23 protein-coding genes and 1 tRNA gene are annotated in these 20,998 nt (G+C 53.7%); 12 read left to right on the forward strand and 12 right to left on the reverse strand.

The genetic code is table 11. From position 1 onward, the window contains the following. Positions 1–30 precede the first annotated feature (30 nt). A complete protein-coding gene (locus ACYOR7_RS08870) occupies positions 31–558 on the forward strand; it encodes a hypothetical protein (protein ID WP_294804265.1) in 528 nt (175 codons plus the stop codon). Between the two features lie 42 nt (positions 559–600). Here the strand turns inward: ACYOR7_RS08870 and ACYOR7_RS08875 are convergent, their stop codons facing one another. After that, the gene (locus tag ACYOR7_RS08875; RefSeq protein ID WP_479913656.1) at positions 601–1,287 is read right to left on the reverse strand and encodes a hypothetical protein; all 687 of its coding nucleotides are present in this window, start codon (positions 1,285–1,287) and stop codon (positions 601–603) included. A 385-nt stretch (positions 1,288–1,672) separates the two neighbouring features. After that, on the reverse strand, positions 1,673–2,128 hold the full coding sequence (locus ACYOR7_RS08880; protein WP_294804269.1) for a hypothetical protein: 456 nt from the start codon (positions 2,126–2,128) through the stop codon (positions 1,673–1,675). A 115-nt stretch (positions 2,129–2,243) separates the two neighbouring features. On the opposite strand from ACYOR7_RS08880, the gene ACYOR7_RS08885 reads away from it, so the two are divergent. Beyond that, a complete protein-coding gene (locus tag ACYOR7_RS08885) occupies positions 2,244–3,290 on the forward strand; it encodes a hypothetical protein (protein ID WP_479913657.1) in 1,047 nt (348 codons plus the stop codon). Between the two features lie 44 nt (positions 3,291–3,334). On the opposite strand, the gene ACYOR7_RS08890 is transcribed toward ACYOR7_RS08885, so the two are convergent. Beyond that, positions 3,335–3,409: transfer RNA gene (locus tag ACYOR7_RS08890), tRNA-Val, on the reverse strand. A 121-nt stretch (positions 3,410–3,530) separates the two neighbouring features. Between ACYOR7_RS08890 and ACYOR7_RS08895 the strand changes: the two genes are divergently transcribed. Beyond that, entirely contained in the window at positions 3,531–3,830 is a 300-nt protein-coding gene (locus ACYOR7_RS08895) for a 4a-hydroxytetrahydrobiopterin dehydratase (RefSeq protein WP_294804272.1), read from the forward strand. On the opposite strand, the gene ACYOR7_RS08900 is transcribed toward ACYOR7_RS08895, so the two are convergent. Further along, positions 3,827–4,363 (reverse strand): NUDIX hydrolase, encoded by a 537-nt coding sequence (locus ACYOR7_RS08900; RefSeq protein ID WP_294804274.1) that lies wholly within the window; start codon positions 4,361–4,363, stop codon positions 3,827–3,829. The two genes, ACYOR7_RS08895 and ACYOR7_RS08900, sit on opposite strands and share 4 nt — an antisense overlap. Before the next feature lie 73 nt (positions 4,364–4,436). On the opposite strand from ACYOR7_RS08900, the gene ACYOR7_RS08905 reads away from it, so the two are divergent. Further along, positions 4,437–4,844, forward strand: coding sequence for a hypothetical protein (locus ACYOR7_RS08905; protein ID WP_294804276.1), 408 nt, complete (start codon positions 4,437–4,439; stop codon positions 4,842–4,844). Between the two features lie 138 nt (positions 4,845–4,982). Continuing rightward, entirely contained in the window at positions 4,983–6,722 is a 1,740-nt protein-coding gene (locus ACYOR7_RS08910; protein WP_479914460.1) for a B12-binding domain-containing radical SAM protein, read from the forward strand. Between the two features lie 11 nt (positions 6,723–6,733). Here ACYOR7_RS08910 and ACYOR7_RS08915 read toward each other — a convergent pair whose 3' ends face one another. The 4 genes from ACYOR7_RS08915 to hsp14 form a co-directional block, all read right to left on the reverse strand. Further along, a complete protein-coding gene (locus ACYOR7_RS08915) occupies positions 6,734–7,477 on the reverse strand; it encodes an adenylate/guanylate cyclase domain-containing protein (protein ID WP_294804280.1) in 744 nt (247 codons plus the stop codon). Between the two features lie 49 nt (positions 7,478–7,526). Further along, positions 7,527–11,465 (reverse strand): hypothetical protein, encoded by a 3,939-nt coding sequence (locus tag ACYOR7_RS08920; protein WP_479913658.1) that lies wholly within the window; start codon positions 11,463–11,465, stop codon positions 7,527–7,529. Between the two features lie 108 nt (positions 11,466–11,573). Beyond that, positions 11,574–13,199 carry an ABC1 kinase family protein gene (locus ACYOR7_RS08925; RefSeq protein WP_294804284.1) on the reverse strand — a complete coding sequence of 542 codons (1,626 nt, stop codon included), beginning with the start codon at positions 13,197–13,199 and terminating at the stop codon, positions 11,574–11,576. A gap of 156 nt (positions 13,200–13,355) precedes the next feature. After that, the gene (gene hsp14, locus ACYOR7_RS08930) at positions 13,356–13,742 is read right to left on the reverse strand and encodes an archaeal heat shock protein Hsp14 (protein ID WP_294804286.1); all 387 of its coding nucleotides are present in this window, start codon (positions 13,740–13,742) and stop codon (positions 13,356–13,358) included. A gap of 115 nt (positions 13,743–13,857) precedes the next feature. Between hsp14 and ACYOR7_RS08935 the strand changes: the two genes are divergently transcribed. Continuing rightward, on the forward strand, positions 13,858–14,040 hold the full coding sequence (locus ACYOR7_RS08935) for a zinc finger domain-containing protein (protein WP_294804288.1): 183 nt from the start codon (positions 13,858–13,860) through the stop codon (positions 14,038–14,040). Positions 14,041–14,050: 10 nt separating this feature from the next. Here the strand turns inward: ACYOR7_RS08935 and ACYOR7_RS08940 are convergent, their stop codons facing one another. Continuing rightward, positions 14,051–14,728, reverse strand: coding sequence for a hypothetical protein (locus ACYOR7_RS08940; protein ID WP_294804290.1), 678 nt, complete (start codon positions 14,726–14,728; stop codon positions 14,051–14,053). A 159-nt stretch (positions 14,729–14,887) separates the two neighbouring features. Between ACYOR7_RS08940 and tmk the strand changes: the two genes are divergently transcribed. Genes tmk through pyrH form a run of 3 tightly spaced genes read left to right on the forward strand, consistent with a single transcriptional unit; the run spans position 14,888 to position 17,467 of the window. After that, on the forward strand, positions 14,888–15,478 hold the full coding sequence (tmk, locus tag ACYOR7_RS08945; protein ID WP_294804292.1) for a dTMP kinase: 591 nt from the start codon (positions 14,888–14,890) through the stop codon (positions 15,476–15,478). Between the two features lie 32 nt (positions 15,479–15,510). After that, positions 15,511–16,785 (forward strand): HD domain-containing protein, encoded by a 1,275-nt coding sequence (locus ACYOR7_RS08950; protein WP_294804294.1) that lies wholly within the window; start codon positions 15,511–15,513, stop codon positions 16,783–16,785. Continuing rightward, positions 16,769–17,467: a UMP kinase gene (pyrH, locus tag ACYOR7_RS08955; RefSeq protein WP_294804295.1), complete on the forward strand. Its 699-nt coding sequence runs from the start codon at positions 16,769–16,771 to the stop codon at positions 17,465–17,467. Before ACYOR7_RS08950 ends, pyrH begins: the two co-directional genes overlap by 17 nt. Here pyrH and ACYOR7_RS08960 read toward each other — a convergent pair. Further along, positions 17,464–17,787 (reverse strand): hypothetical protein, encoded by a 324-nt coding sequence (locus ACYOR7_RS08960; protein ID WP_294804297.1) that lies wholly within the window; start codon positions 17,785–17,787, stop codon positions 17,464–17,466. The two genes, pyrH and ACYOR7_RS08960, sit on opposite strands and share 4 nt — an antisense overlap. 94 nt (positions 17,788–17,881) lie before the next feature. Here ACYOR7_RS08960 and ACYOR7_RS08965 point away from each other — a divergent pair, with 94 nt between their 5' ends. After that, positions 17,882–18,454, forward strand: a complete 573-nt coding sequence (locus ACYOR7_RS08965) for a hypothetical protein (RefSeq protein WP_479913659.1) — start codon at positions 17,882–17,884, stop codon at positions 18,452–18,454. A gap of 78 nt (positions 18,455–18,532) precedes the next feature. Next, positions 18,533–18,691 carry a hypothetical protein gene (locus tag ACYOR7_RS08970; protein WP_294804302.1) on the forward strand — a complete coding sequence of 53 codons (159 nt, stop codon included), beginning with the start codon at positions 18,533–18,535 and terminating at the stop codon, positions 18,689–18,691. A 50-nt stretch (positions 18,692–18,741) separates the two neighbouring features. On the opposite strand, the gene ACYOR7_RS08975 is transcribed toward ACYOR7_RS08970, so the two are convergent. Beyond that, positions 18,742–19,395, reverse strand: coding sequence for a CRISPR-associated protein Cas4 (locus ACYOR7_RS08975; RefSeq protein WP_294804304.1), 654 nt, complete (start codon positions 19,393–19,395; stop codon positions 18,742–18,744). 50 nt (positions 19,396–19,445) lie between these two features. After that, positions 19,446–20,672, reverse strand: coding sequence for a S1C family serine protease (locus ACYOR7_RS08980; RefSeq protein WP_294804306.1), 1,227 nt, complete (start codon positions 20,670–20,672; stop codon positions 19,446–19,448). 87 nt (positions 20,673–20,759) lie between these two features. On the opposite strand from ACYOR7_RS08980, the gene ACYOR7_RS08985 reads away from it, so the two are divergent. Next, positions 20,760–20,990: a hypothetical protein gene (locus ACYOR7_RS08985; protein WP_294804308.1), complete on the forward strand. Its 231-nt coding sequence runs from the start codon at positions 20,760–20,762 to the stop codon at positions 20,988–20,990. Positions 20,991–20,998: the final 8 nt, after the last annotated feature.

The raw sequence follows: 20,998 nt of genomic DNA on the forward strand, positions 1-20,998 counted from the left end.
AATAACGAAGGATCGCAGAAAAGACACGCGTTGAAACGCGGCTACTATGTCCTGATTGGAGGCGCGGCGCTCTTTGCGATAGGAATAGCCCTGACCATCGTGTGGGCGCTTCCGGTGGCAGAGCAGCTGCAAAAAGACACGACGATACTGCAGCAAGTGTCGCTTGCCGCAGGCAAGTCCGCGTCCGCCGAGTTCAAGGTTTCAGACCTGACAAGGCCGCTTTCGGTTGTGGTCTCGGCAAAGAATCCCGTTCCCATGACGGCAGTCCTAGTCGGGCCGGACGGAAGCGAGGTTCTGAGAAAAGAGTTTAACGAGACGCTCGCAGAAGGGGCGGCTCCTGCACAGGCCGGCAGCCACAGGCTGACAGTCACAAACAACGGTGGCACGGACACGACGGCGGACATTGTGCTTGGCTACATACCCGGTGTAGGACAAGACAATGCCAGCATTGGCGTGTTCAAGGGAATCGTCGCCGGCGTGGGAATAGTTGTCGCCGGCGTACTGGTGATGATAGCAGGCGTCGTCGTCCTCGTCATCGACGGGCGCAAGAAGAAATAGCCACGCAAGCCGCGTGCATGACGCGGCTTGTCATCATTATCACTATTTGCTTTTCAACAACTCGCCCTTGTGCCATTCCCTTTGGTGGGCCAGCCGCTCGGCGTCATCATAAAACATCAGGTTGCAAAAGTCGCATTTTACGTCAAGTTTCATGCGGCCGGCCTTGCGGCGCTTTTTCTTTTTAGGCCGCCGGGCTTTTCGCTTTTCTCTTGAGACAAGGGCGGTTGCGAAACCATGGCCCACTTTGCTCTTTGCCTCATGCAACTTCAATTCTTGTGCCAGCGCAGTATGGCGAAAGCCTTCCTTCCAGGAGGATATCCATTTTGCAAGCATGAAGGGCCAGTCGATGTACTCGTCGTCAGTCGCGTATGTCTCGTCTACGACTTTGACAAAATCGGCCCTTTCGTTAGTAGAGGCTCGAAAGCCTATCCTGTCCGCAGACAGCCTGATCGCGAATTCTGTTTCATCAGAATTCGACCAAAGCTGGACGATTCTCATATTAGATTCCTCTACTCGACAATAGTAGATGAGCTTGGCATATTCAAGAGTTTCTGATAGGTTGATGACTGATGCACGAAAAACTTTGAAATCATACTCTACCGCCGCGAACCCTGCGATATGAAAATCGCGGCTATCATCCTCCCGTTTATCTTGCTTCTTCCTCCTTCTTTTCTCGGCGGCAGAAGGAGCTGCATTCTTGCTGCTCTTTTCGGACCCACCCGCGCCCATCGCAACAGTTGCATCTTTCCTCGGTTGCAAGGGGAAGAGACAGGCAGAAGGGGTTAACGCAGTCGTCTTCCATGCATTGGATGGAGCCGGACCCTGCGCATACGGGGCATTTTACAATGACGTTTGGTAGGTCTTCTTTGTCGTCAAGGTGTAAAGCGACCGTCCCCATGATCTATATGCCACATTCGAAAATATAAATTTGAACCGATTATGATTTTTTACATATATAATACATTACTACATGCATAATTACAAATATTCATATTAATGAGATTGAAATAACAAAAATTTTATTTTACGCATAACAACTGCACGAGCTTTGCAGCATGCACACAGAGGTGCTGCCACAGTTCTCTTTTTACAAGATGCAGACGCAGTAATTGTTTCAGCTCTCAAGCTCTTTTATCCTGCGCGCGGCTGGAGTGGCGTTGTCCCAGCAGGTTTCAAAGACGTCGCGCTGGTGCGCGACAACTTCCTTTACGTTGCTTCGGACGAGTTTTGCAAGCGCCTTTTTGCCCCGGATGCCGGCGACAAACTCGGTCTCGCTGACCGCAAAACTGCCACGCACGCCGGAGAGGTGCCGCAGCTCGACAAACTCCATCAGCTCCTTGCAATGCCCAAGGTTCTGCGCCGTTATCTCGGTGACGTACCTGATTCTCACGCCCCGCTTTTTTGCGGCCACGTAGCCCTGCCTTATCCCATCGCTCATGGAAAACGCCGGAATGGACGAGTCGACGCAGGCGCACCAGTCCTTCTTGATGTTGGACTGGAACTTTGCGATCGCGCGGGCAATGTTGCCTGCGCCTGAAATCACTTTAGTTGTTGTAGTAGTTTGGCCCATTCCTGCTGCCGCATTTCAGCATCCAAGGAAACGTGATTTGAGTTTTGTTGTTGCCGGGCAAAGCGCCACCAGATAATTTATAAGCTAATGGGCAATAATCCGATAACTCGGGTACATGTCTCACTCAAAGACTCTACTTGCAGCTGCCTTTTTGGCGGCCCTTGCGTCTTTTCCCGCCATCTCTGCATATGCAGAGGAGTCAGCCAATCACATGACGTCGGACCAGTCGCACCTTCCGACTGCAAGCATCGGCGACAGGCAGCTTGCGCTTGATTTCACCACAAGCCCCGCAGCGGCCTTGCCGGGAGAGCCGATTGACATGACCCTTTCACTGATAGACAAGAACACCGGCAAGAACGCCCCCCACGTCAGCTATACCCTCATTATCACCAGAGAGGACGGCAAGCAGGTGTTCTCCGAGGTGGTCCACGGCCACGATGGCAAGGTCAGCATCCGCTTTGTGCAAGACAATTCAACCGATACGTACGGGGTGAGCGCAAACTATGACAACCTGTCGGCAAGCTATGTCTCTGACTTTGGAAGCCCGATAAAGGTGCAGGGCCCGGTGTTTTCTACTGCAGGCAGCTACAAGGTCGCAGTCGAAGTTACGGGAATCGACTTTGACAACACGTTCCTCCAGCCGCCGCTAGAGTACAGCTTTGTAGTGCCGGTGACGCCAAAACAGACCCTGAAGGTAAACTATCAGGACACGGCCTTTGACTTGGGCGCATACTCCTCCATGACGATAAGCAAGGCCGAGCTAAAGACAGAGAACAAACAGCTTGTCCTTTCTTCTTCATCATCCTCTTCTGGCAATGCGACCGCGCATTCCGGCGACTTTACCATAAAACTAGAGATACCAAAGCAGATGATGTCCGGTCCGTTTTCCGCATCGACCGGTAGCGGCGCGGCTTTGGACATAAAGGAAGATGCGTCGTCATCAAACGACCAGGTCACAACCCTTATCCTGACAGGCAAGCATGAAGACGTGGTGCAGGCAGACGCCCCGACCGGCTCTTCTTCCCAGTCGACAATAATCATCACGGCGGCAAACGTCGTGCCAGAGTTTCCCATGGGCCTAGCAGGGACGATTGCGGCTGTTGGATTTTCGGCGATAATCCTGTACGTCAGGGCGATAAAAGCCGGCAAAATGCACGGTTGAGCAAAAAAAGCAGGCAAAAAAACTCATCCAAAACTTGGAAAAAGTGGGCGGCGAGTGATTTGAACACTCGACCACCGCTGTGTAAGAGCGGTATCATAACCAGGCTAGACCAGCCGCCCGCTGTTCATGCAAGATTCGACGGCCTTATAAATTGCAAACGACTGTGAACAAAGCTCTCCCCATATCAGATATGCTAATCACTGGGCAAAGCGTATTAGCTGCGCCCTCGAAAGACTCTCCATGCATGATGAAGATTACCGCGAGCTTTCAAAGCAAGAGATCGACAAGGCACTTGAAAAAATGTCCGGCTGGAAGATAGCCGACGGCAAGCTGCGCAAGTCGTTTGAGTTTGGCGATTTTGCAGAAGCGTTTGCGTTCATGACCCGCGTGGCGATAGAGGCAGAAAAGCTTAACCACCATCCCGAATGGTCAAACGTGTACAACCATGTCACCATAAACCTCGTGACGCACGACATCGGCAACAAGGTAAGCAACTATGACGTCATGCTTGCGCAAAAGATAAGCGAGATCCACAGCTAGTGGACGCGCTCTTTCACAGGAGCATACGCCAAGATGGCCGCTATTGTCTTGGCATCCTCTATCTCGCCGTTGAGGCACTTTTTCACGGCGGCCGCAAGCGCGACCTTTTCCGTGACAATGTCCTCGTCGTCATCCATCGCGCGCCTCTTTTCGTCTATTTTCTTCAGGTCCGTGGCGACGAACAGGTGCATGAGTTCCGTGTCATATCCGGGCGCAAGATACCATTTCAAAAATAGCTTTAATTTGCCCGAGTAGCCTATCTCCTCGTCCATCTCGCGGATAGCGGCCTGCCGGGGCGTCTCGCCTTTTTCTATCTTGCCGGCAGGTATCTCTAGCAGCGTCTTGTCCGGAGCGCGCCGGTACTGCCTCACTAGAATGATGCGGCCATCGGCTGCAACGGCGATGATTCCCACCGACGGCTGATGCTCGACTATCTCTTTTTCGACCACCTTGCCATTTACAGAGAACCTGTCCTTGCGGAGCGAGATGGCGCCCTCATAGACGCGCCTGCTTGCAATAACCTTGACTGGCAATGCGGTTGGTACAGCGGAGGCGGGTTAATATCGATTCGCTAGTTTTATATCTGAAACCGGCTTTATTTTGCCCGTGGAGTTTGTAGACGCAGACGGCAACATCATAATTCCAAAGGCAGTCAGGCCGATAATAGGAATAGAAGAGACTGCGCTTGGGAGCAAGAAAGGCGCCGAGAGGCAGTACAGGTACGGCAACCTCCACATACGCGACTATGGCACCCACTACACGGCGCACGTGGACAAAATAGACCCGCGCAAGGACCCGCTCGGGCACCTGATGGCCGACGCGCCGGAATACCTTGTAGGCGCTGCAGCTGCCGCGGCGGTGGGCAGGGCGGTCTATGGAAAGCGCAAGAAGGACGGCAAGAGCTCCAGAGACGCAGCGGCAGACGCGATAATAGCAGGATGCCTAGCCGGCTCGGCCGCTGGTAAACTCTTCCTCCGGTACGCAGCGAACCAGAAAAAAGCGCGTGGCTTCTGATTTCACATGATTAGTTGTTTTTCGTTAATGTGCGCCGATAAGTCCGTTCCAGAATAGCCATACTTCTGTACTTAAATTTCCGGCACCCATTCCGTTTATGTGGCGCCCAAAATAGTCCTCACCGCCGACCGCACCCTCATGTCGCCGTACAGGGGAATCTCGCTTGCTTCGTTTCTCGGCTGCTTTCCGGCGCTAGAGCAGAACAACAATAACAACGGCGGCAGTGGTGGCAACGGCGCCAATTCCTTCTGGTACTACATGACCGGAAGCAGGTCTCTGTCAAGGCTGGTGTTCAGGAATCAGGTCACGCCGATGCCCCTTTTCAATTTCCTCTGCAACCCAATCGCGCAGGCGGCCGGCAGGGCAACGTACGCGCCGTACGGACTGAGAAAAGTTGAAGCGGCGTTGCTAAAGGACGGCTACAGTGCGGACGACGTTGCAGTGGTGCACCCCGACCACGTCGAGGAATTCATCGGTCCCGGGACGGAGGCGGTGGGCATATACGAGATGGATCCCCTCGGCATGGGGCCGGTCAGCATGACCTTTACGTACGGCAGGCACCTGATGTCCTACACTGAATACTGCAGCAGGGAACTTCACAGCAGGATAAACGCGGCAAAGACAAGAAACTCTAGCAAGGCAAAGGTGGTTGTCGGGGCGTCTGGCACTTGGCAGTATAACTATGACCCTGCCAAGATAGAGGAGTACGGCATTTATGCCGTGTTAGAGGGCGAGCTTGGTGGCATGGCGCCTGAGATAGACGGCGCGGCCGGTCCGTTCTTTGACGCTCTTACAAGGGGCGAGTTTGACATGGCGAATCCCTTCAAAAAGAGCCAGTTCAAGGTAGAGATCAAAGAGTTCTTGCGCGGGAAAAAGACGCACCACGGCCGGTTCGTGCACTATTGGGGAGAGCCGGCTGTTAATGATATTCCAGACATCGTCAACCCCAGTATGCACGGCATGATAGAGGTGATGCGCGGCTGCGGCAGGGGATGCAAGTTCTGCGACGTGACTCTTAGGCCATTACGATACTACCCAGTCGAGAAGGTGCAGAAGGAGATAGAGGTGAACATGAAGTACGGCGGATTGAAAAACGCGTGGCTCCACAGCGACGACATCTTTGTCTACGGCATGAATCCCCGCTCTAACAAGAATATGCAGCCAAACAGGGAAGCGATTGAGGAACTGTTCAGAGGCGTCATGGCGACCGGCATAGAGCACACAAACCCGACGCACGGCACGCTGTCTGGGGCGATTGCCGACGAGAGGCTGATACCAAACGTGTCGAGGATAATAAACGCAGGGCATGACAACTTTATCGGCATCCAGTGCGGCCTTGAGACAGGAAGCGTCAGGCTCATCGGCAAGTACGCCGACCGCAAGCTGGCCCCATACAAGCCGGAGGAATGGCACTGGGTGGTGAAAACCGCAGTCAAGACTTTGAACGAGAATTACTGGATACCGGCTTTCAGCCTGATAATGGGCCTTGACAACGACGAGACTCCTGACGACAGCTGGGAGACAATCAGGCTAATCCACGAGCTTGAAACCGAGCAGGAGGGTTCCAGGTTTGCCGTTGCACCGCTCACGTTTGTACCAATCGGCCTCTTGGAAAAGTCGGACTTTTATGACATTGGAAGCACGATGACTGCCGAGCAATTCGGCATAATCTACAAGACATGGCAGCACAACTACAAGCACGGCATGAAAAAGTTCATGCACCAGGTGGGCCGAAACGCCACGGCTGTCAACATGTTTTTTGCGGGGCTTGCAGTGTCCATGGGGTGGATTCCCCTGACTGCGATGGAGAGGTATGCAAGGAAAAAGGGTCCGGATTATGAGAGGGTCATTGAAAAGATAAAGGTCTCGTACGCCTAGTGTGCGTGAGATCAGAACCTTGCAGGCATTGCCTTGAAGGGGTTGACGGTGTTTCTTTTTTGCCGCCTTGCGACTGAAAACACGGCGTATTTCTGCTGCTCAACTCCGACCAGGTACGAGCCCACTTGCTCAAACTGGTACAGCTCGACGACTGCGGGGATAGACTGGATGACCCTGTGCAGGTCTGCCCCAACCACCATGCCGTTCCTTTCAGCCTTGGAGTTTATCTTGGCGCACAGGTTCATTGTCGACCCAAACAGGTCGTCGCTGTTTGAAGTTGCCGACCGGGCCACTTCCACCTTGCCATAGTCGGCACTTATCCGGTAGCCAAGCGGTGGGAGGCTTTCGATGTTGAGCCGGGCGTTTATGACCCTGTTGGCGTCTATCATTGCCGTGCAGCATTCAAGCACGTCCGAGAACGCGACTTGACTTGCAGAATCGGAAGTGGCTGGAAAGTAGTATATCAGACAGTCGCCGGCGTTTTTTATTATCTTGGCGCCAAAGTTCTTGGCTATTGCCGCCGTTGCGTTTAAAAAGATAGAGTAGTACCTGACGAGTTTCGCGGGGGCCAGGCCGGACGTGACTGCGGTCGAGTTCACCATGTCAATGAAGCACACGCAGTAGCTCTCGCTCCTGCCAGAGAAGGACACTTCGTCCGCGGGAAAATCGGAAAACGGACCGGTCTGGCTTTCTTGTGCCGAGCCCACTAGCGGATAGTCGCCAAATGTCGCTTCTTCATCATCTGTCGAACTCACACCATCGGTAATCTATTATCCCATGTTAATAAGTGGCACAGTAGCAAGATTAGCTAACCTTGGACTGAAGATATGCAAGGGCGCGGTTCTTTTGCGCCAAGAGCGCGATTCTGCGCTGCAGGCTGGCGTCTAGGTACTGGAAGCTGCGTACAAGCCCTGTTCCCAGACCGGTGGCAAAACCGTCGCTCTTGCCCACCAAGTCGAGGACCGCCTCCTGCAGCTGCTCGGAAAGGGACGGCAGGTTGTAGCCGAGGCCGGTGCCGAGGCCGGTGGCAAAGTCGTTGCTTTTGTTTATCCAGCCTAGGATTTCCTGCTGCGTTATCCCGTCGAGGTGCTGGAAGGACCGGCCTAATCCGGTGCCGAGGCCGGTGGCAAAGTCGTTGCTTTTGTTTATCCAGCCCAGAATCTCTTCCTGCAGCTGCTCAGTAAACGAAGGCAGGTTGTAGCCGAGGCCGGTGCCGAGGCCGGTGCCGAAGCTGGGATGCTTGTCTGTAAGGATGAGCAATTCTTGGCGCAGGGGTCTCGGCAGATAAGAAAAGATGTAGCCGAGGCCGGTGCCGAGGCCGGTGGCAAAATGCGGATCGCTCTTTGAGTATCCGACAACCTCTTTCTTCAAATAGTCTGGACAGTAGGCAAGCCCGTAGCTTATGCCGGAGCCCAGGCCATGAGAAAATGATGCATCTTGTTTTGCCCTGTCAAGAAATTCTTTCTGGAGCGTGTTGCCAAGGTAAGAAAAGATGTAGCCGAGGCCGGTGCCAAGACCCCGGGCAAGCGATGTATCGTTCCGGGCTTTTGCAGAAACGAGCGTTTGGACGTCGCGTGTTAGATAGGGAAAGATGTAGCCGAGGCCGGTGCCGAGGCCTATGTTAAACTGGGCGTTGTTTTTTGCCCTTTCAAAGGCGCCGGCTTGGGCGCCGGATGACAGGTAAGGGAAGATGGTGCCGAGGCCTTCGCCCAGACCCCTTGCAAACTGCCCATCCTTCTCTGCATGCCGGCTACTGGCTTCAAGCATATTGGCATCAAGATAGGGAAACACAGAGCCGAACCCGCGGCCCAGACCTCTTGCGAGGCCGCTTCCTGCGACGGCCTTTTTGAGGATTTCATTCTGGATCCTTTCGTCAAGATAGGAGAAGATTCTGGCGAGACCTTCTCCCAGCCCGATTGCAAATTGTACCTTCTCATGGCTCTTGGCAAACGCATGGTTCTGGATGTCTTGGTGTAGGTAGGCAAAGGCGTAGCCGAGGCCGGTGCCAAGACCCCGGGCAAAATATGCATCCTTTATCTTTTCAAAGAAGAGGCATTGATCTTCTTTTTGGAAATAAGAGAAGGTAAAGCCCAGGCCGGTGCCAAGACCGTATGTCAGTTCTGGATTGTCCTCGGCCATTGCAGAGATTTTTTCGCGCAGGCTTGGCGGAAAATAAGTGAAGACATACCCGAGGCCGTAGCCCAGGCCCTTTGCAAAATGCGGGTTCACCCGGGCCCTATCAAAGATTTCGTCATGGAATCTGTCGAGATACGCGAAAATTCGTCCCATGCCCATGCCAAGACCCTTTGCAAAATGCGGGTTCATATCAGCCTTTTGGAAACTGCGTTCCCGCTGCTCGCCGGACAGGTAGGGAAAAAGATATCCAAGGCCGTAGCCCAGGCCGTACGTCAGCTCGCTGTTCTTTTCAATACGCGCCAGTATGTCGTCCCGTATTTCGTCATCCAGATAGCTGAAAGACTGGCCCAGCCCCAGCCCCAGCCCGTACGCGAATTCGCTGTTCTTCTCTGACCTGTCAAAGATGTCTGCATAGATTTGTTTTTGATATGTGAATATGAACCCAAGGCCGTAGCCCAGGCCGTACGTCAGCTCGCTGTTCTTTTCAATACGCGCAAGGACTCTGTTCTGGACTTCCGGGGGCGAATTTTTGAACGAAAAAGCAAAGCCCGACCCTATTCCATAGGTCAACTTGGCGTTCTTGCTTGCCTTTTGAAGAATCTTGCCCTCCAGCTCTGGAGTCAAGTACTCGAAAAGATATCCTATTCCCATGCCCAGGCCGTACGCGAATTCGCTGTGCCTCTCTGCCATTGCAAGCATCTGATCTTGGATTTGCCCTGGAAGGTACGAGAATGCAAAGCCAAAAAAGATACCCAGACCATAGGAAAATTCGCTGTTTTTTCCTGCAAGATCTAGCAGTCGGGCTTTGAATTCCGGGGTGAAAGACTCGAATGGAAAACCTATGCCGTAACCCAGCCCCTTTGCAAACTCCCTGTTCTTTTCGACAAGTCCAAAGATCTTGGCTTCAAAATCTGCTGAAATCGAGGGAAAATTTCGACCTAGGCCGTATCCGAGCCCTCTTGTAAATTCGCTATCGTTTTCTGCCTTTTTGAATGCATCCTGCCGCAAGTTTTCATCTAGAAGGGGCATGACGTACCCCATTCCCATGCCCAGGCCGTCTGAAAACTGTACATTCTTTTTAGCTCTCTTGGAAATTTCATCCCTGAGCTTCTGGGACATGGAAAAAAAATGTGTTCCAAGGCTTTCTCCAAGATACCTTGCAAACGGAAGTCCGCTTGTTATCATGCCCAGAATCTTTTCTTGGCTTTCCGAATCAAACAGAGAAAAGTTGGATCCCAGGTTTTCGCACAGACCCCGCGTGAACTCGATGTCTACCTCCACCCTTCGCAATACACCTTGTTGAATCGGCTCGTCCAGCGAAAGGAAGATCGAGCCGGCGCCTTGGCCAAATCCTGTTGCAAAATACCGGTTCTCCCTCATAAAGTCGTAAACGCTGGCTGGAAGGAAAGGCTGCGACGCGTCACGCGGTACAAACTGGACGTGCTTGCCCAGAAACATCCCAAATGAATAGATCTGGTTGTTTTCTGTTGGAAGGACGTCTTGGAAATTGTCTATCAGGTAGTTTATGATTTGCAGCATCACGTGGTCACTAAATTTTATCGCGTCCTTCCGGGCGTCGTGCATCGCATAGTCCTGGCCTGAAAGGTAGACCCACGTGGACAGCCTGCGCAGCGGATCTCTTGGTGGCAGGCTGCCGAATATCCCTTTCTGCAACTTTTCTATGAGGCCAAACATCCTGCCGAGGCCGGCTTCATAACACAGCTTCAGAGTATATAGAAACTCGGCGTCTTCCCGGCGCTCTTTGGCATGGGTCACAAAGTCAAACTGGCTCTCATAATAGTCTCCGGCGCGCAAAAGTTTCTCTGCTTCTGCAACCGCGTTGATGGATTTTTTGCCGTCGCCTTCTTCCTTTCCGGCCAGTTCTCGGTAGTAGTCAAGAATGGCTATTGGTATCGGTTCTTTTTTCCAGAGAGCCTGAGAAACGCCCTCTATGCGGCTTGCCACGTGGCCCTGGTATACCCTATTGAACTGCGATAATTGCGCGCCGTACTCTTGCATGATTTTCTTGAAACGGTCCTTGTCGTATGATATCTCGACGTTGTGGAATTCTGGAACGGCATCGTCGCGGGTGATCTCGCGGTAGATCTCCATGTACCTCGGCTTTAGCGCAATCAGGAGGTCATTCAGATCCCTTGAGCTGACAAGCTCCAGCACGCCTGTGGCGCTTTTGACGTCCCTTTTTACGAGGTCGTCGGGAAAGTTGTCCCAGACCACCGCGTCTTCGTGGCCGGCCTTGCTGAGCAGGTTAAAGAGGCTCATCCTTCCTGACTCGCCCCCGAGCGTTTGCCGAGGGTTTATGATGTAGATTCGCTTTATCCGGGCTATCCTTTCCCGGATGATTTCAAAGATGGCTTTTGACTTGCCGCACCCGCTTGGTCCATACAGAAATACCTTGCTTGACTTTTTTGCACTCTCAAAGCCATTGAACGGGATGAAAGGAAATTTCTGGCCTTCTTGCATGGTCAGTTGCACGTTGATTATGGTTGCAAATTTTTGCAGGACGTCTTGCAGATCATTGCCCGGATCTACTTCCAGTATCGTGTACGAAACCCAGAATATCTCCTGTACGTCAGCCTGCACGTTCATTGTTTTTCAGTCATACATTATCCAGCGGATATAGAAAACGTTTGTGAGAAGGCGGATATTGATGAAAACTACCTAAAGTAATAACATATTATAGTAGAATTTGCATGATTATGATTTTCTTTTAAATATTGACACGGCCATGGTTACTGCGGCAGCTCCAAAGCCCGCATAAGCAACAAGGGAATTTTGGGGATAAAGTATCGACGAACCCACGAAAAGGCTGGCGGCAAGGATAGAGCCGGCCATCAGGCTGTTGCTATTGTTGTTGGTTTTGCCAAACAGCGCAGAGTCGTACGCGGACTGCATGAACTGGCCGAAATTCATGGCGGCTTCGACCGACTTGCGGATACGCTGCACGGAGGACTTGGCCTCTTCAATGTAAGCTTCGCGTATCAGGCCCTCTTCTTCGAGCAGGTTTGCAAGAACCTTGATGAACTGGAACCGCACCCTGTGGTGCTGGTATATTCCTTCCAAGATAGAGCTCATCCTCATGTACAGCGCGAGGTTCTTTGGGAGCTTGAAGGGGAACCGGCTCATCGTCTTGTTTGCAAGGTCCATGAGCGCCTTGACCTCCATCTTGTCCACCTGCTTGCCGTAAAGCGACTGGATGCTCAGGTCTATTGCCTTCTCTATCACGTACCTGTTTGCATCCGGCTCTAGTGTTCCAAGCTCCATCAGCACGTTTACGGTCCGCGCAGCGTCTTTTTCCACCAGCCCCAGGTAGAGCCGGATGAGCTTTATCCGCGTCGAGTTGTCTAGCCGGCCCACCATCCCAAAGTCATAGAGGATTATCCGGCCATCTTCTGCTACTGCTATGTTGCCGGGGTGCGGGTCGGCGTGAAAGATGTTGTGGCGCAAGAGCATCTTGAAAAACAACCTGTGGATGCGGACCACGAGTTTTTCTCTGTCTATCCCCATCCTGTCCAGCTCCTTGATGTCGGTTATCTTTGTCCCGGACAAATAGTCCATCGTCAGCACGTGCCTGGACGTCCTTTCGGGATAGACCCCAGGCATCAGGACAGAGCTGTCGTCAGCGAGGTTCCGGCTTATGGCCAGAAGGTTCTCGGCTTCAACCCTGTAGTCCATTTCCTCGTGCACCGTTTCTGCAAACTGCGCAAGCATCCCCTCGGCTGAAAAGCGCAGGTTCGGATCGATGAACCGTGTAGCAAGCGGCATTATCTTTTGCAGGATGTAGATGTCCTTTTCTATTGCCTCTTCGATGTCGGGCCTTGCAACCTTTACTATCACATCCTTGCCTTTGTGCCTTGCAAGGTACACCTGGCCAAGGCTTGCCCCTGAAAGCGCAGTCGTGTCAAACGACTCGAACACGTCTTCTATTCTGCCGCCAAGCTCTGCCTCTATTGTAGCCTTGACCTGCGAAAAAGGTGCGGCCGGCACGTCGTCCTGAAGTTTTGACAGCTCCTCCAGATACGGGAGTGGGAGCATGTCGGCTCGTGTGGAGAGCCACTGGCCCAGTTTTATGTACGATGGCCCAAGCTCCAGAAACGTCTTTAGCGCTTTTCGGGCGTGCTTGCGGTACTTTTCCTCGTCAACGTTGCGACCCTCGTGCTTTACCCATTCCCTCCTGTCCCTGCGGAAATTCAGAGCCACCGGAAGCAGCTTTAGGACTATTCTTGCCACGTGGAGGCGCGACGGCCGCTTGAATTCCACGGGGAAATCAGTAGAAATGTACTTGAAGGCAATCTGCTCTTTGAGCTGGGACGGGTCTTCCAAATCGCGGTTCACCCTTTAATGCCAGACGCCGCAGAAATAACTACGACATAACCCCTACGGCGGCTATGCATATATTCATTTGACCCAGCCGTGAATATAAACTAGCTATATTCTCTGTTTCCGTTTTGAAAAGAAAAAAAGGTGCGGATCATCATCTCAGGTGATCGGTATGCGCGAGGTTTTTGGAAGCGGCACCCTTATGGTCACCACGCCATCGATGTAGGTGGCCTTGCCAAGCACCTTGTCTTCTTCCTTTACGGATATTGGGAGCACTATCTTTTTGTCTATTTGCAGTGGCCTCTGGCGGTAGTAAACCATCCCGGCCTCTTCGGCCTTTTCCCTTTTTGCCTTTACCGACAAGATGTTGCCGTTGATGTTCAGGCCAATGTCTTTTTTCGCAAAGCCCGGCAGGTCGATCATGATGACGATTTCGTTGACATCTTCTACCACATCTACGGCAGGCATCACAAACTCGTAAAAGTCTCTGGACTTGTTGCCCAGCTCCTTTGCAAATTCCTTGGCGACGTATCCTGCGATACCCATGTTCTTCTACGACACATAATGCATGTATTTGGTATAAATCCTTTCGTGCCTCCCGCGTTTTTTCGCGAATTGACAAAGTAAAAATAGTCCAGAAGGCAAACAGCTGCAGAGATACATGTACTCAGGCTCGTACGACATGCCCAAGTGCAACGCCTGCGGCAGGGACGTCCACCCGGGCGAGATTTCAGAGAGCTTTTCGTGCCCGAAATGCAAAAGCGCGCGCATCTGGCGCTGCGAAGGCTGCAAAGGCAAGTCCAAAGAATACAAGTGCCCCGCGTGCGGCTACAAGGGCAAGTAGTAGTGACGCGTTAGGTCATTACCTTGAAAAAGTTGCGCGCAAGGTCCTTCTGCTCGCCTGAAAACGCTGAAAACGCCTCCACGAGCTCTTTTTCCACGGCGATCTCTTTTGCTATCACGGAGCGCAGCTTTTTCGTCTCTAGCGGCGCTATGCTGCTTATCAGGCCCGTGCTGTAGGCGTAGATGTACTCGTTGATGACCTTTGTGATGAACGCCGGGGCGCGGTCTATCAAGAGCAATAATCCATCTTTCATCGCCTTGCACTGCGCATCGTTTGCAGGAAGAGACGACACGTACGATTTCAATAGTCCCATGCGCTTGTCTCCAAGCTCCTCTATCGACGATGCCACGAGCAGACCGGTGTCCGTGAGCTCGTAAAAGGGCACGCCCTCTAGCTGGAGTGCCTTTGGCCCGCGCCTAAGAGGCAATCGCCCGCCCTCCTTTACCACGCCGGCGGGAATGAGCACCTCGTCGAGGTCGCGGAATATTCCGGAATAGATGTTCTGCCACAGTATCCCATGTTGCTCGGCTATGGCGTGCGCAATCGATGTGCGGGTGCGCAGCTCCGGGCTCTGCTCTGTCGCAAGGTGCGCGATTATGCCCCGCTGCCTCTTGGCCTCGCCGGTGAACTTGTTCCGGCGGGTCTTGAACGTGTCAAATATAGCGATGTTTGATTTTCCGTCTTTCAAGCGCTAACCGTGCTCTCACCTGTTAACAGGGTGGATATTATTTAATTTGTTGGTTTTTAGTTTAAAATTCTGGTCAAACAGGAGGCGCAAATCTCACAATCCCGCTTTCCCGAGAATTATTCAACATCTTTTTATTGGCGCCTGCCTTGACCTGTGGCGGTGGCAAAGGGCAAGATAATTGTTATAGAGGGGACTGACAAGGCAGGCAAGACGACCCAGTCTCGCATGCTGCAGGAGGCCATCAAGGCCCTCGGCAAGATATGCGTAGTAGTAGACTTTCCGGACTATACCACGCCGATAGGCATGGAGATCCGTGCCTTTCTCGACGGCAAGCGCGACTATCCCCCGGAGGTCAAGCACCTGCTCTTTTCCGCAAACAGATGGGAGAAAAAGAAAGAGATAGAGAGCATGGTGGAAAACGGCACCATAGTCATCATGAACCGCTACTGGCAGTCAAACCTCGTTTACGGCGTGTCAAACGGCATGGACGCAGGCTGGCTGCAAAGGCTGGACAAGGGCCTGCCAAAGGAAGACTTGGTGCTCCTGCTGCTTGTCAATCCGAGCGTGTCAAAGAACCGCGCGGAAGTGCTCGACGCGTTTGAGGGCGACGCCAGGCTTGCCGCAGCCGCGTACAAGAACTACCAAAAGTTTGCAAGGCAGTTCAAGTGGAAGGTGCTTGACGGCTCTAAAAGCAAGGAGCAGGTCCACCAGGAAATACTAAAGACAGTGAGAAAGGCACTGAAAGTTTAAGTCGCTCCCCACGCCTCTGCATCTCGTAGACCTTGGATTTTGCAGGCGAAATAACGGACCCGATACACCGCTATATCCGGTTTTCGCAGGCGGAAAAAGACGTCATTGACAGCGCGGCTTTTCAGCGCCTCCGGCGAATACGCCAGCTTGCCGGCGCGCATCTCGTCTACCCGAGCGCGCAGCATTCTCGCTTTGAGCACTCGCTTGGTGCCATGCACATAGCCGGCCTTGCGTGCGAGAGCCTTCTTGCCAAGGGCCATATCGACAACGCCGAGGTAGTGGAGGAGATCAGGCTTGCCGCGCTCTTGCACGATATCGGCCACGGGCCGTTTTCGCATCTTTTTGAGGAAGTGCTTGAGACAAGATGCGGAACAAGCCACGAGGAGATGGGCCGGCTCATAATAACAAAAAGCGAGATAGCAGATGCGCTTGGCAAAAACGGCTACAGTGCAGATCACATATCGCGGCTGTCGTTTGGTCAGTCAAAGGTGCACTTTCTCAACGAGATAATCTCCGGCGGGCTTTCCGTGGACATCATGGATTATCTCCCACGCGATTCTTATTTCACCGGCGCCGAGTACGGCAAGATAGACTATTACAGGCTGATAAGCTCGTACGAGGTTGCTGGAGGCAGGCTTGCAATCAACAGGTCGGCGCTCAACTCGCTTGAATCGATGCTGATATCGAGGTATGAGATGTTCAAGGCGGTGTATTTCCACAAGACGGTCAGGTCCGCGGAGGTGATGCTTCTGCATTCTATGATAAACGCGGACGAGGCGCTTGCCCTCACCGACACGTCGCTTGAAAACTACCTCTCCATCACGGACGAGGCGACGCTGGAGCGGCTGTGCGCGCTGGACAACGGTGGCATGGCCGCAAGGCTGGCCCGGGACTACCGCGACCGGCGCCTCCTAAAATGCGTGTACGAGAAACTCTTGCACAAGCGCGACAGGCACAAGCGCATGGACAGAAAGGCGCTGTCGGCGCTTGAAGTCGAGATCGCGCAGGCGGCAGGTGTGGACAGGAGCCACATGTTTGCCGACGCGTCGAGGGCATCGTCGATGCCTCTCACTCCGAGCAAGAGCGAGATGTTTTCTGTCCTAGTCTTTGACAAAAAGGGCGTCGTACGCGAGGTGCCCATGTCAGAGATACCGCTTGTAGATTCCATCACCGGCTTTTTTGACATGCTTCGCATCTACACCACCGCCGAGAGCAGGCAGAAAGTCGAGCGATCCGTTAAAAAGGTGCTGGGAGATCAGGAGACACTGGAAATGGGAGCGGGGAGGCTGCATGGCAGCAGCAGGTAAGGGCCGCGTCGTAATCAAGCTGAGCGGCAAAGTGTTCAGCGGCGAGGACGGAAGCGAGATAAAGAAATATGCGTCCATGCTTGCCGGCATTTCTTCTGCAAAGGTGCAGCCTGTGGTAGTCGCAGGCGGGGGCAAGGTCGCCCGGCACTACATCGGAATAGCAAGGGGCTTTGGGCTTGACGAGGCCAGCCTGGACATCATGGGCATCGAAGTGTCGAGGCTAAATGCAAAGCTCCTCATCGCGGCGCTTGGCGAAAAGGCGCATCCTGCCGTCCCGCAAGACCTAGAGCAGGTCACGGAGGCGGCAGCAAGTGGCAAAATAGTGGTAGCAGGCGGCCTGCACCCGGGCCAGAGCACGAACGCCACTTCGGCGCTCATCGCCGAAAAGGTGGGCGCGGCGCGCTTTGTCAATGCGACCGACGTCGACGGCATCTACGATTCCGACCCGCGCAAGAACAGAAACGCAAAACGCTATTCAGAGATAACTACGAAACAATGCCGTGACCTGCTTGCAGGCGAGAGCTCGATGGCAGGAGGCTATGACCTGATGGACATCGTCGCATTAAAGGTCATCGAAAGGTCCAAGATACCGACAGTAGTGATAAAGTCCGAGCCGGCGACGATAAAAGACGTCGTGCTCAAGAACAAGGCCGCGGGCACGAAAATAACAGTTGCTGTTTAAGAGACAGTCTTTATCTCGCCTGAAAACTCTTGCATACCGTCTGCGACCATCTTTTTGAATGCCTCTTCGCCCTGCGCAATGGGCATAGGCTTTGACTGCGCCTTGGCGTAGCCGTCCCTGTCGCAGATGAACAGCATCGCCTCTTCGCCTCTCGTCATCTTTGCCGCAAGCTCCTCCTCGCCCACGGGCTCAAAAGAGCCTCCGCCGGACTGCTTTATCGTGTACGTCAGCATTGCAAAGCCGGTATAGTCGAACAGCTTCATCTGCGCCTTTTGCGCGCGCTGCTTGCCAAGGTGGGCCGCCTTGTGGTACTGCAACATGGCCGGTGCGCCTTTTCGCAAGTATAAGCATTGTGCAGGACATGCAGGCAAGCGACAGATTTAAACACGGGCTGGCGACAGCTAACATACAGTTTTGAATATAAAGGCGATATACGCCGCCGGCGGAGGCATTGCCGTCGCGGCCGTGGTGATATTCTTTGTGCTTGGCTCAAACAATCCCATGCCAGCCCCAAGCACCAACTCAAACGCTAACACAGGCACGAACTCTACTACTTCTGGCGCCTTGCCCGTGTTGCCGCCGGTCGTAGGCGTAAAGGACATCTCGGTGAACAAGACCGACGATACCCACGCCACCGTGCAGGTCACCTTCACGGTGAAGAACCCCAACCCCAGTACGCTGATACTAGAGACGATACACTACAACGCAAACGTGGACGGCCTGCGCATGACGATAGGCGACGTGGGCCAGAGCGCGCAGGGCTTCCTCGACTCGCAGGGCAACCTGTTCCCCATAGTGCCAGGATCGACTTTGACTGCCAAGAGCGTCGGGACGGCGGAGCGCAACGGCGCGACTGCGGCTGCGTGGGACAAGATGGTCGCCGGCAACGCCAAGTTTTCGATAGACGGCACCTACTCGTACAGGGTCACGGGGGGAAACTTGCAGACCACCGCCGAAGACAAGGACTTTAGCCTGACATTTCCGTAAACTTTTATGATAATATCGTGCAGCGCGGGGAGCAATACCGATAAGGATAAAACCTTCAGTCAAAACCGCATATACGGCATGTCTGAACAAATGTTCATTTTCGGAGTGACGACGGGGATGTTCGTGTTTCTGGTCGGCATAGTCTTTGCGGCAAGGGCGAGGAGATACAGCCAAGGATACACGTCGTCAGTCGAGGCTCACGGGAGCAGCAGTAGCGGTAGCAGTCACGGGGAATAATAACAACAACTTCCTCTTTTCCCCTCTCTCCACACCTCTTCTTCTTCTTTTTACTTTGGCGTCATCTTGCCGAATATTTCCTGCAGCAAGTCTGTGCTCTCTCTGGCTTTTTCGCGCGAGTAGCAGCGCGAGTAGTACTTGCATTTCATGCACAGGTCGGACGGCTCGACTATGGGCACCTTGCCGTCCTTCAAGAGCGTGCTGAGCACGCGCGCCCTGCGCACGATTTCCTCGAACATGCGGTTGTTCTTGGTGACAGAATATTCTTCGGTCTTGCCTTCTGCCGTCATGTAGATGAGAAAGCCCTCGTCCTTGCCGAGCGCAAACAGGCACGCGTTCAGGTACAAGAGATGCCGAGGATGCGGCACAGCGGGAAGCTCTGTCACTATCTCAAACCGCACGACAAACTCGTCGCCTATCAGCATGTCGGCGTTGACATCGAGGGTCAGGCTGTCCACCTTGTATTCGCCCTTGATGTTGCTCAGGGCGTTTCTGATGCCGTGGCTCAGGAGGATAGAGACCTTGGACGCGTTGTCGTCGGGGAGCGGATCCTTGCGCTCGTAGTAGGAAAGCCGCGTGCAGAGCGCCGCTTCGAGCGCGTGTATCCTGTCAGGGTTTTTCTTGTCTATCTTGATGTTCAGGTCGTCGTTGAGCCTGTCAAGTGCCTTTTCTATCATCCCCCGCAGGTTGCGGTCTCCAAGCATTTCTGTGGCGCTTTAGCACCCGGCGGTATATATTGTGTTGTCGTCTGCTGTCAGCTGCTGGCGGGGGCTGCCGGCCTTGCTTCGAGCACCACTTGTGCCTGCACGTCCTGGCCCGCTCTGTTCAGGTGCAGGGTCACGGTGTCGCCGGGGTGCGCGTTCTGCTCAAGGTAGGCAATGATGTCCTCCATGCGCTTTACGTCCTGGCCGTCAATCGCAGTCACGATGTCGCCGGCCCTCCGGATGTCGTTGGTGAACCTGTCAAACACGGTGCCCCGTATGCCGGCCTTTTGCGCCGGCGCGCCCTCCGTGACCGAAGTCACGAGCACTCCCTTGAAGTTCTTGGCGAGACCGAGCTTTTGCTCAAGGTCAGGGGTCAGGTTTGTTCCGGTCATGCCAAGCCAAGGATGGCTGTAGCCGCCGTCCTTTATGAGCGCAGGCACTATGCGCTGCACCGCGCTTGACGAGATTGCAAAGCCTATTCCGGAAAAGCTCCCCGTGTTTGACTGTATGGCCGAGTTGACGCCGATGACCTCGCCCTGCGTGTCAAGGAGCGGCCCGCCAGAGTTGCCCGGGTTTATGGCCGCGTCGGTCTGTATGACATCAGGTATCGAGAAATTATTCTCCTCGTTTGGTATTAGCCGGCCAAGCTGGCTCACAATCCCGGTGGTCATGGTGTTGCTGAGCCCAAAGGGGTTTCCGATTGCTACCACCTGGTCGCCCACCTGCAGGTCTGTCGAGTTGCCTATCTTCAGTGGCTCCAGCTTCTCCGTAAAGTTGTCGGTTATCTTTAGCACTGCAAGGTCGCTGTACGCGTCCCTTCCAAGCACCTTTGCTGAATATGTGTTGCCGCTGGTGAACGTCACATCGACCGAGTCGGCGCCGTCTATCACGTGGTTGTTCGTGACTATGAGCCCCTGCGCGTCGTAGACAAAGCCGGAACCAAGGCGGGTCGACTGGCTTGTCAGCGGATTGCCGTTTATCATGATGTTGTCGTTTACCGTAGAGACGGTGCTTGTTATCTGCACCACAGAGCCTTCCACTTCCTTGAATAACGAGACAAGGTCGGGATTGGCCGCCGCTATAGTTGTAGTCGTTGTCGTTGTAGCCGCTATTGGAACAGGCGCGGCGGCAGACTGCTGCGCAACCGCGGTCGGCCCTTGTTGTTGTTTGGCCAAGAATGACGGCGCGTAGTTCAGTATCCCGGCCGTAAGGATGGCGCCGACTAGTATCCCTGCAAACAGTACGGCAAGCATGGTAGCCTTTGCAGTGGTGGTCATACGGGCTTGATAAGACAAGTAGCAAATAATGTCTTGCTTAACATTGTTACGCAAGGGATTACCTCCTCCCCGCCGCCCTTCATCTTGATGTCGTGCAGGGGAAAGTGCGAGGATTACAGGGCCACCAAGACCAGCAGCCTTGGGAGATACGCCAGCGGCCAAAAGAGGTGCCAGATATGCGACCTGTTCATAATATGCGAGGGAAACGTCTGCCCGTGCTGCGGCTACAGGCTGCGCACAAAGCCCCGGGGCCAAAAGTACAAGCAAAAGATCCACGCGACCCAGGAGCAGCGCCTTAACTTTGTTAATCGACTTTAATTAACTTG

This window comes from Candidatus Nitrososphaera sp. 86-2, from assembly GCF_056726185.1.

Coding starts and splice junctions, on each gene's coding strand:
- ACYOR7_RS08875 (WP_479913656.1), bottom strand. CDS start 1,287: ATGGGCGCGGGTGGGTCCGAAAAGAGCAGCAAGAATGCAGCTCCTTCT.
- ACYOR7_RS08880 (WP_294804269.1), bottom strand. CDS start 2,128: ATGGGCCAAACTACTACAACAACTAAAGTGATTTCAGGCGCAGGCAAC.
- ACYOR7_RS08885 (WP_479913657.1), top strand. CDS start 2,244: ATGTCTCACTCAAAGACTCTACTTGCAGCTGCCTTTTTGGCGGCCCTT.
- ACYOR7_RS08895 (WP_294804272.1), top strand. CDS start 3,531: ATGCATGATGAAGATTACCGCGAGCTTTCAAAGCAAGAGATCGACAAG.
- ACYOR7_RS08910 (WP_479914460.1), top strand. CDS start 4,983: ATGTCGCCGTACAGGGGAATCTCGCTTGCTTCGTTTCTCGGCTGCTTT.
- ACYOR7_RS08920 (WP_479913658.1), bottom strand. CDS start 11,465: ATGAACGTGCAGGCTGACGTACAGGAGATATTCTGGGTTTCGTACACG.
- hsp14 (WP_294804286.1), bottom strand. CDS start 13,742: ATGGGTATCGCAGGATACGTCGCCAAGGAATTTGCAAAGGAGCTGGGC.
- ACYOR7_RS08935 (WP_294804288.1), top strand. CDS start 13,858: ATGTACTCAGGCTCGTACGACATGCCCAAGTGCAACGCCTGCGGCAGG.
- pyrH (WP_294804295.1), top strand. CDS start 16,769: ATGGCAGCAGCAGGTAAGGGCCGCGTCGTAATCAAGCTGAGCGGCAAA.
- ACYOR7_RS08960 (WP_294804297.1), bottom strand. CDS start 17,787: ATGTTGCAGTACCACAAGGCGGCCCACCTTGGCAAGCAGCGCGCGCAA.
- ACYOR7_RS08970 (WP_294804302.1), top strand. CDS start 18,533: ATGTCTGAACAAATGTTCATTTTCGGAGTGACGACGGGGATGTTCGTG.
- ACYOR7_RS08975 (WP_294804304.1), bottom strand. CDS start 19,395: ATGCTTGGAGACCGCAACCTGCGGGGGATGATAGAAAAGGCACTTGAC.
- ACYOR7_RS08980 (WP_294804306.1), bottom strand. CDS start 20,672: ATGACCACCACTGCAAAGGCTACCATGCTTGCCGTACTGTTTGCAGGG.
- ACYOR7_RS08985 (WP_294804308.1), top strand. CDS start 20,760: ATGTCGTGCAGGGGAAAGTGCGAGGATTACAGGGCCACCAAGACCAGC.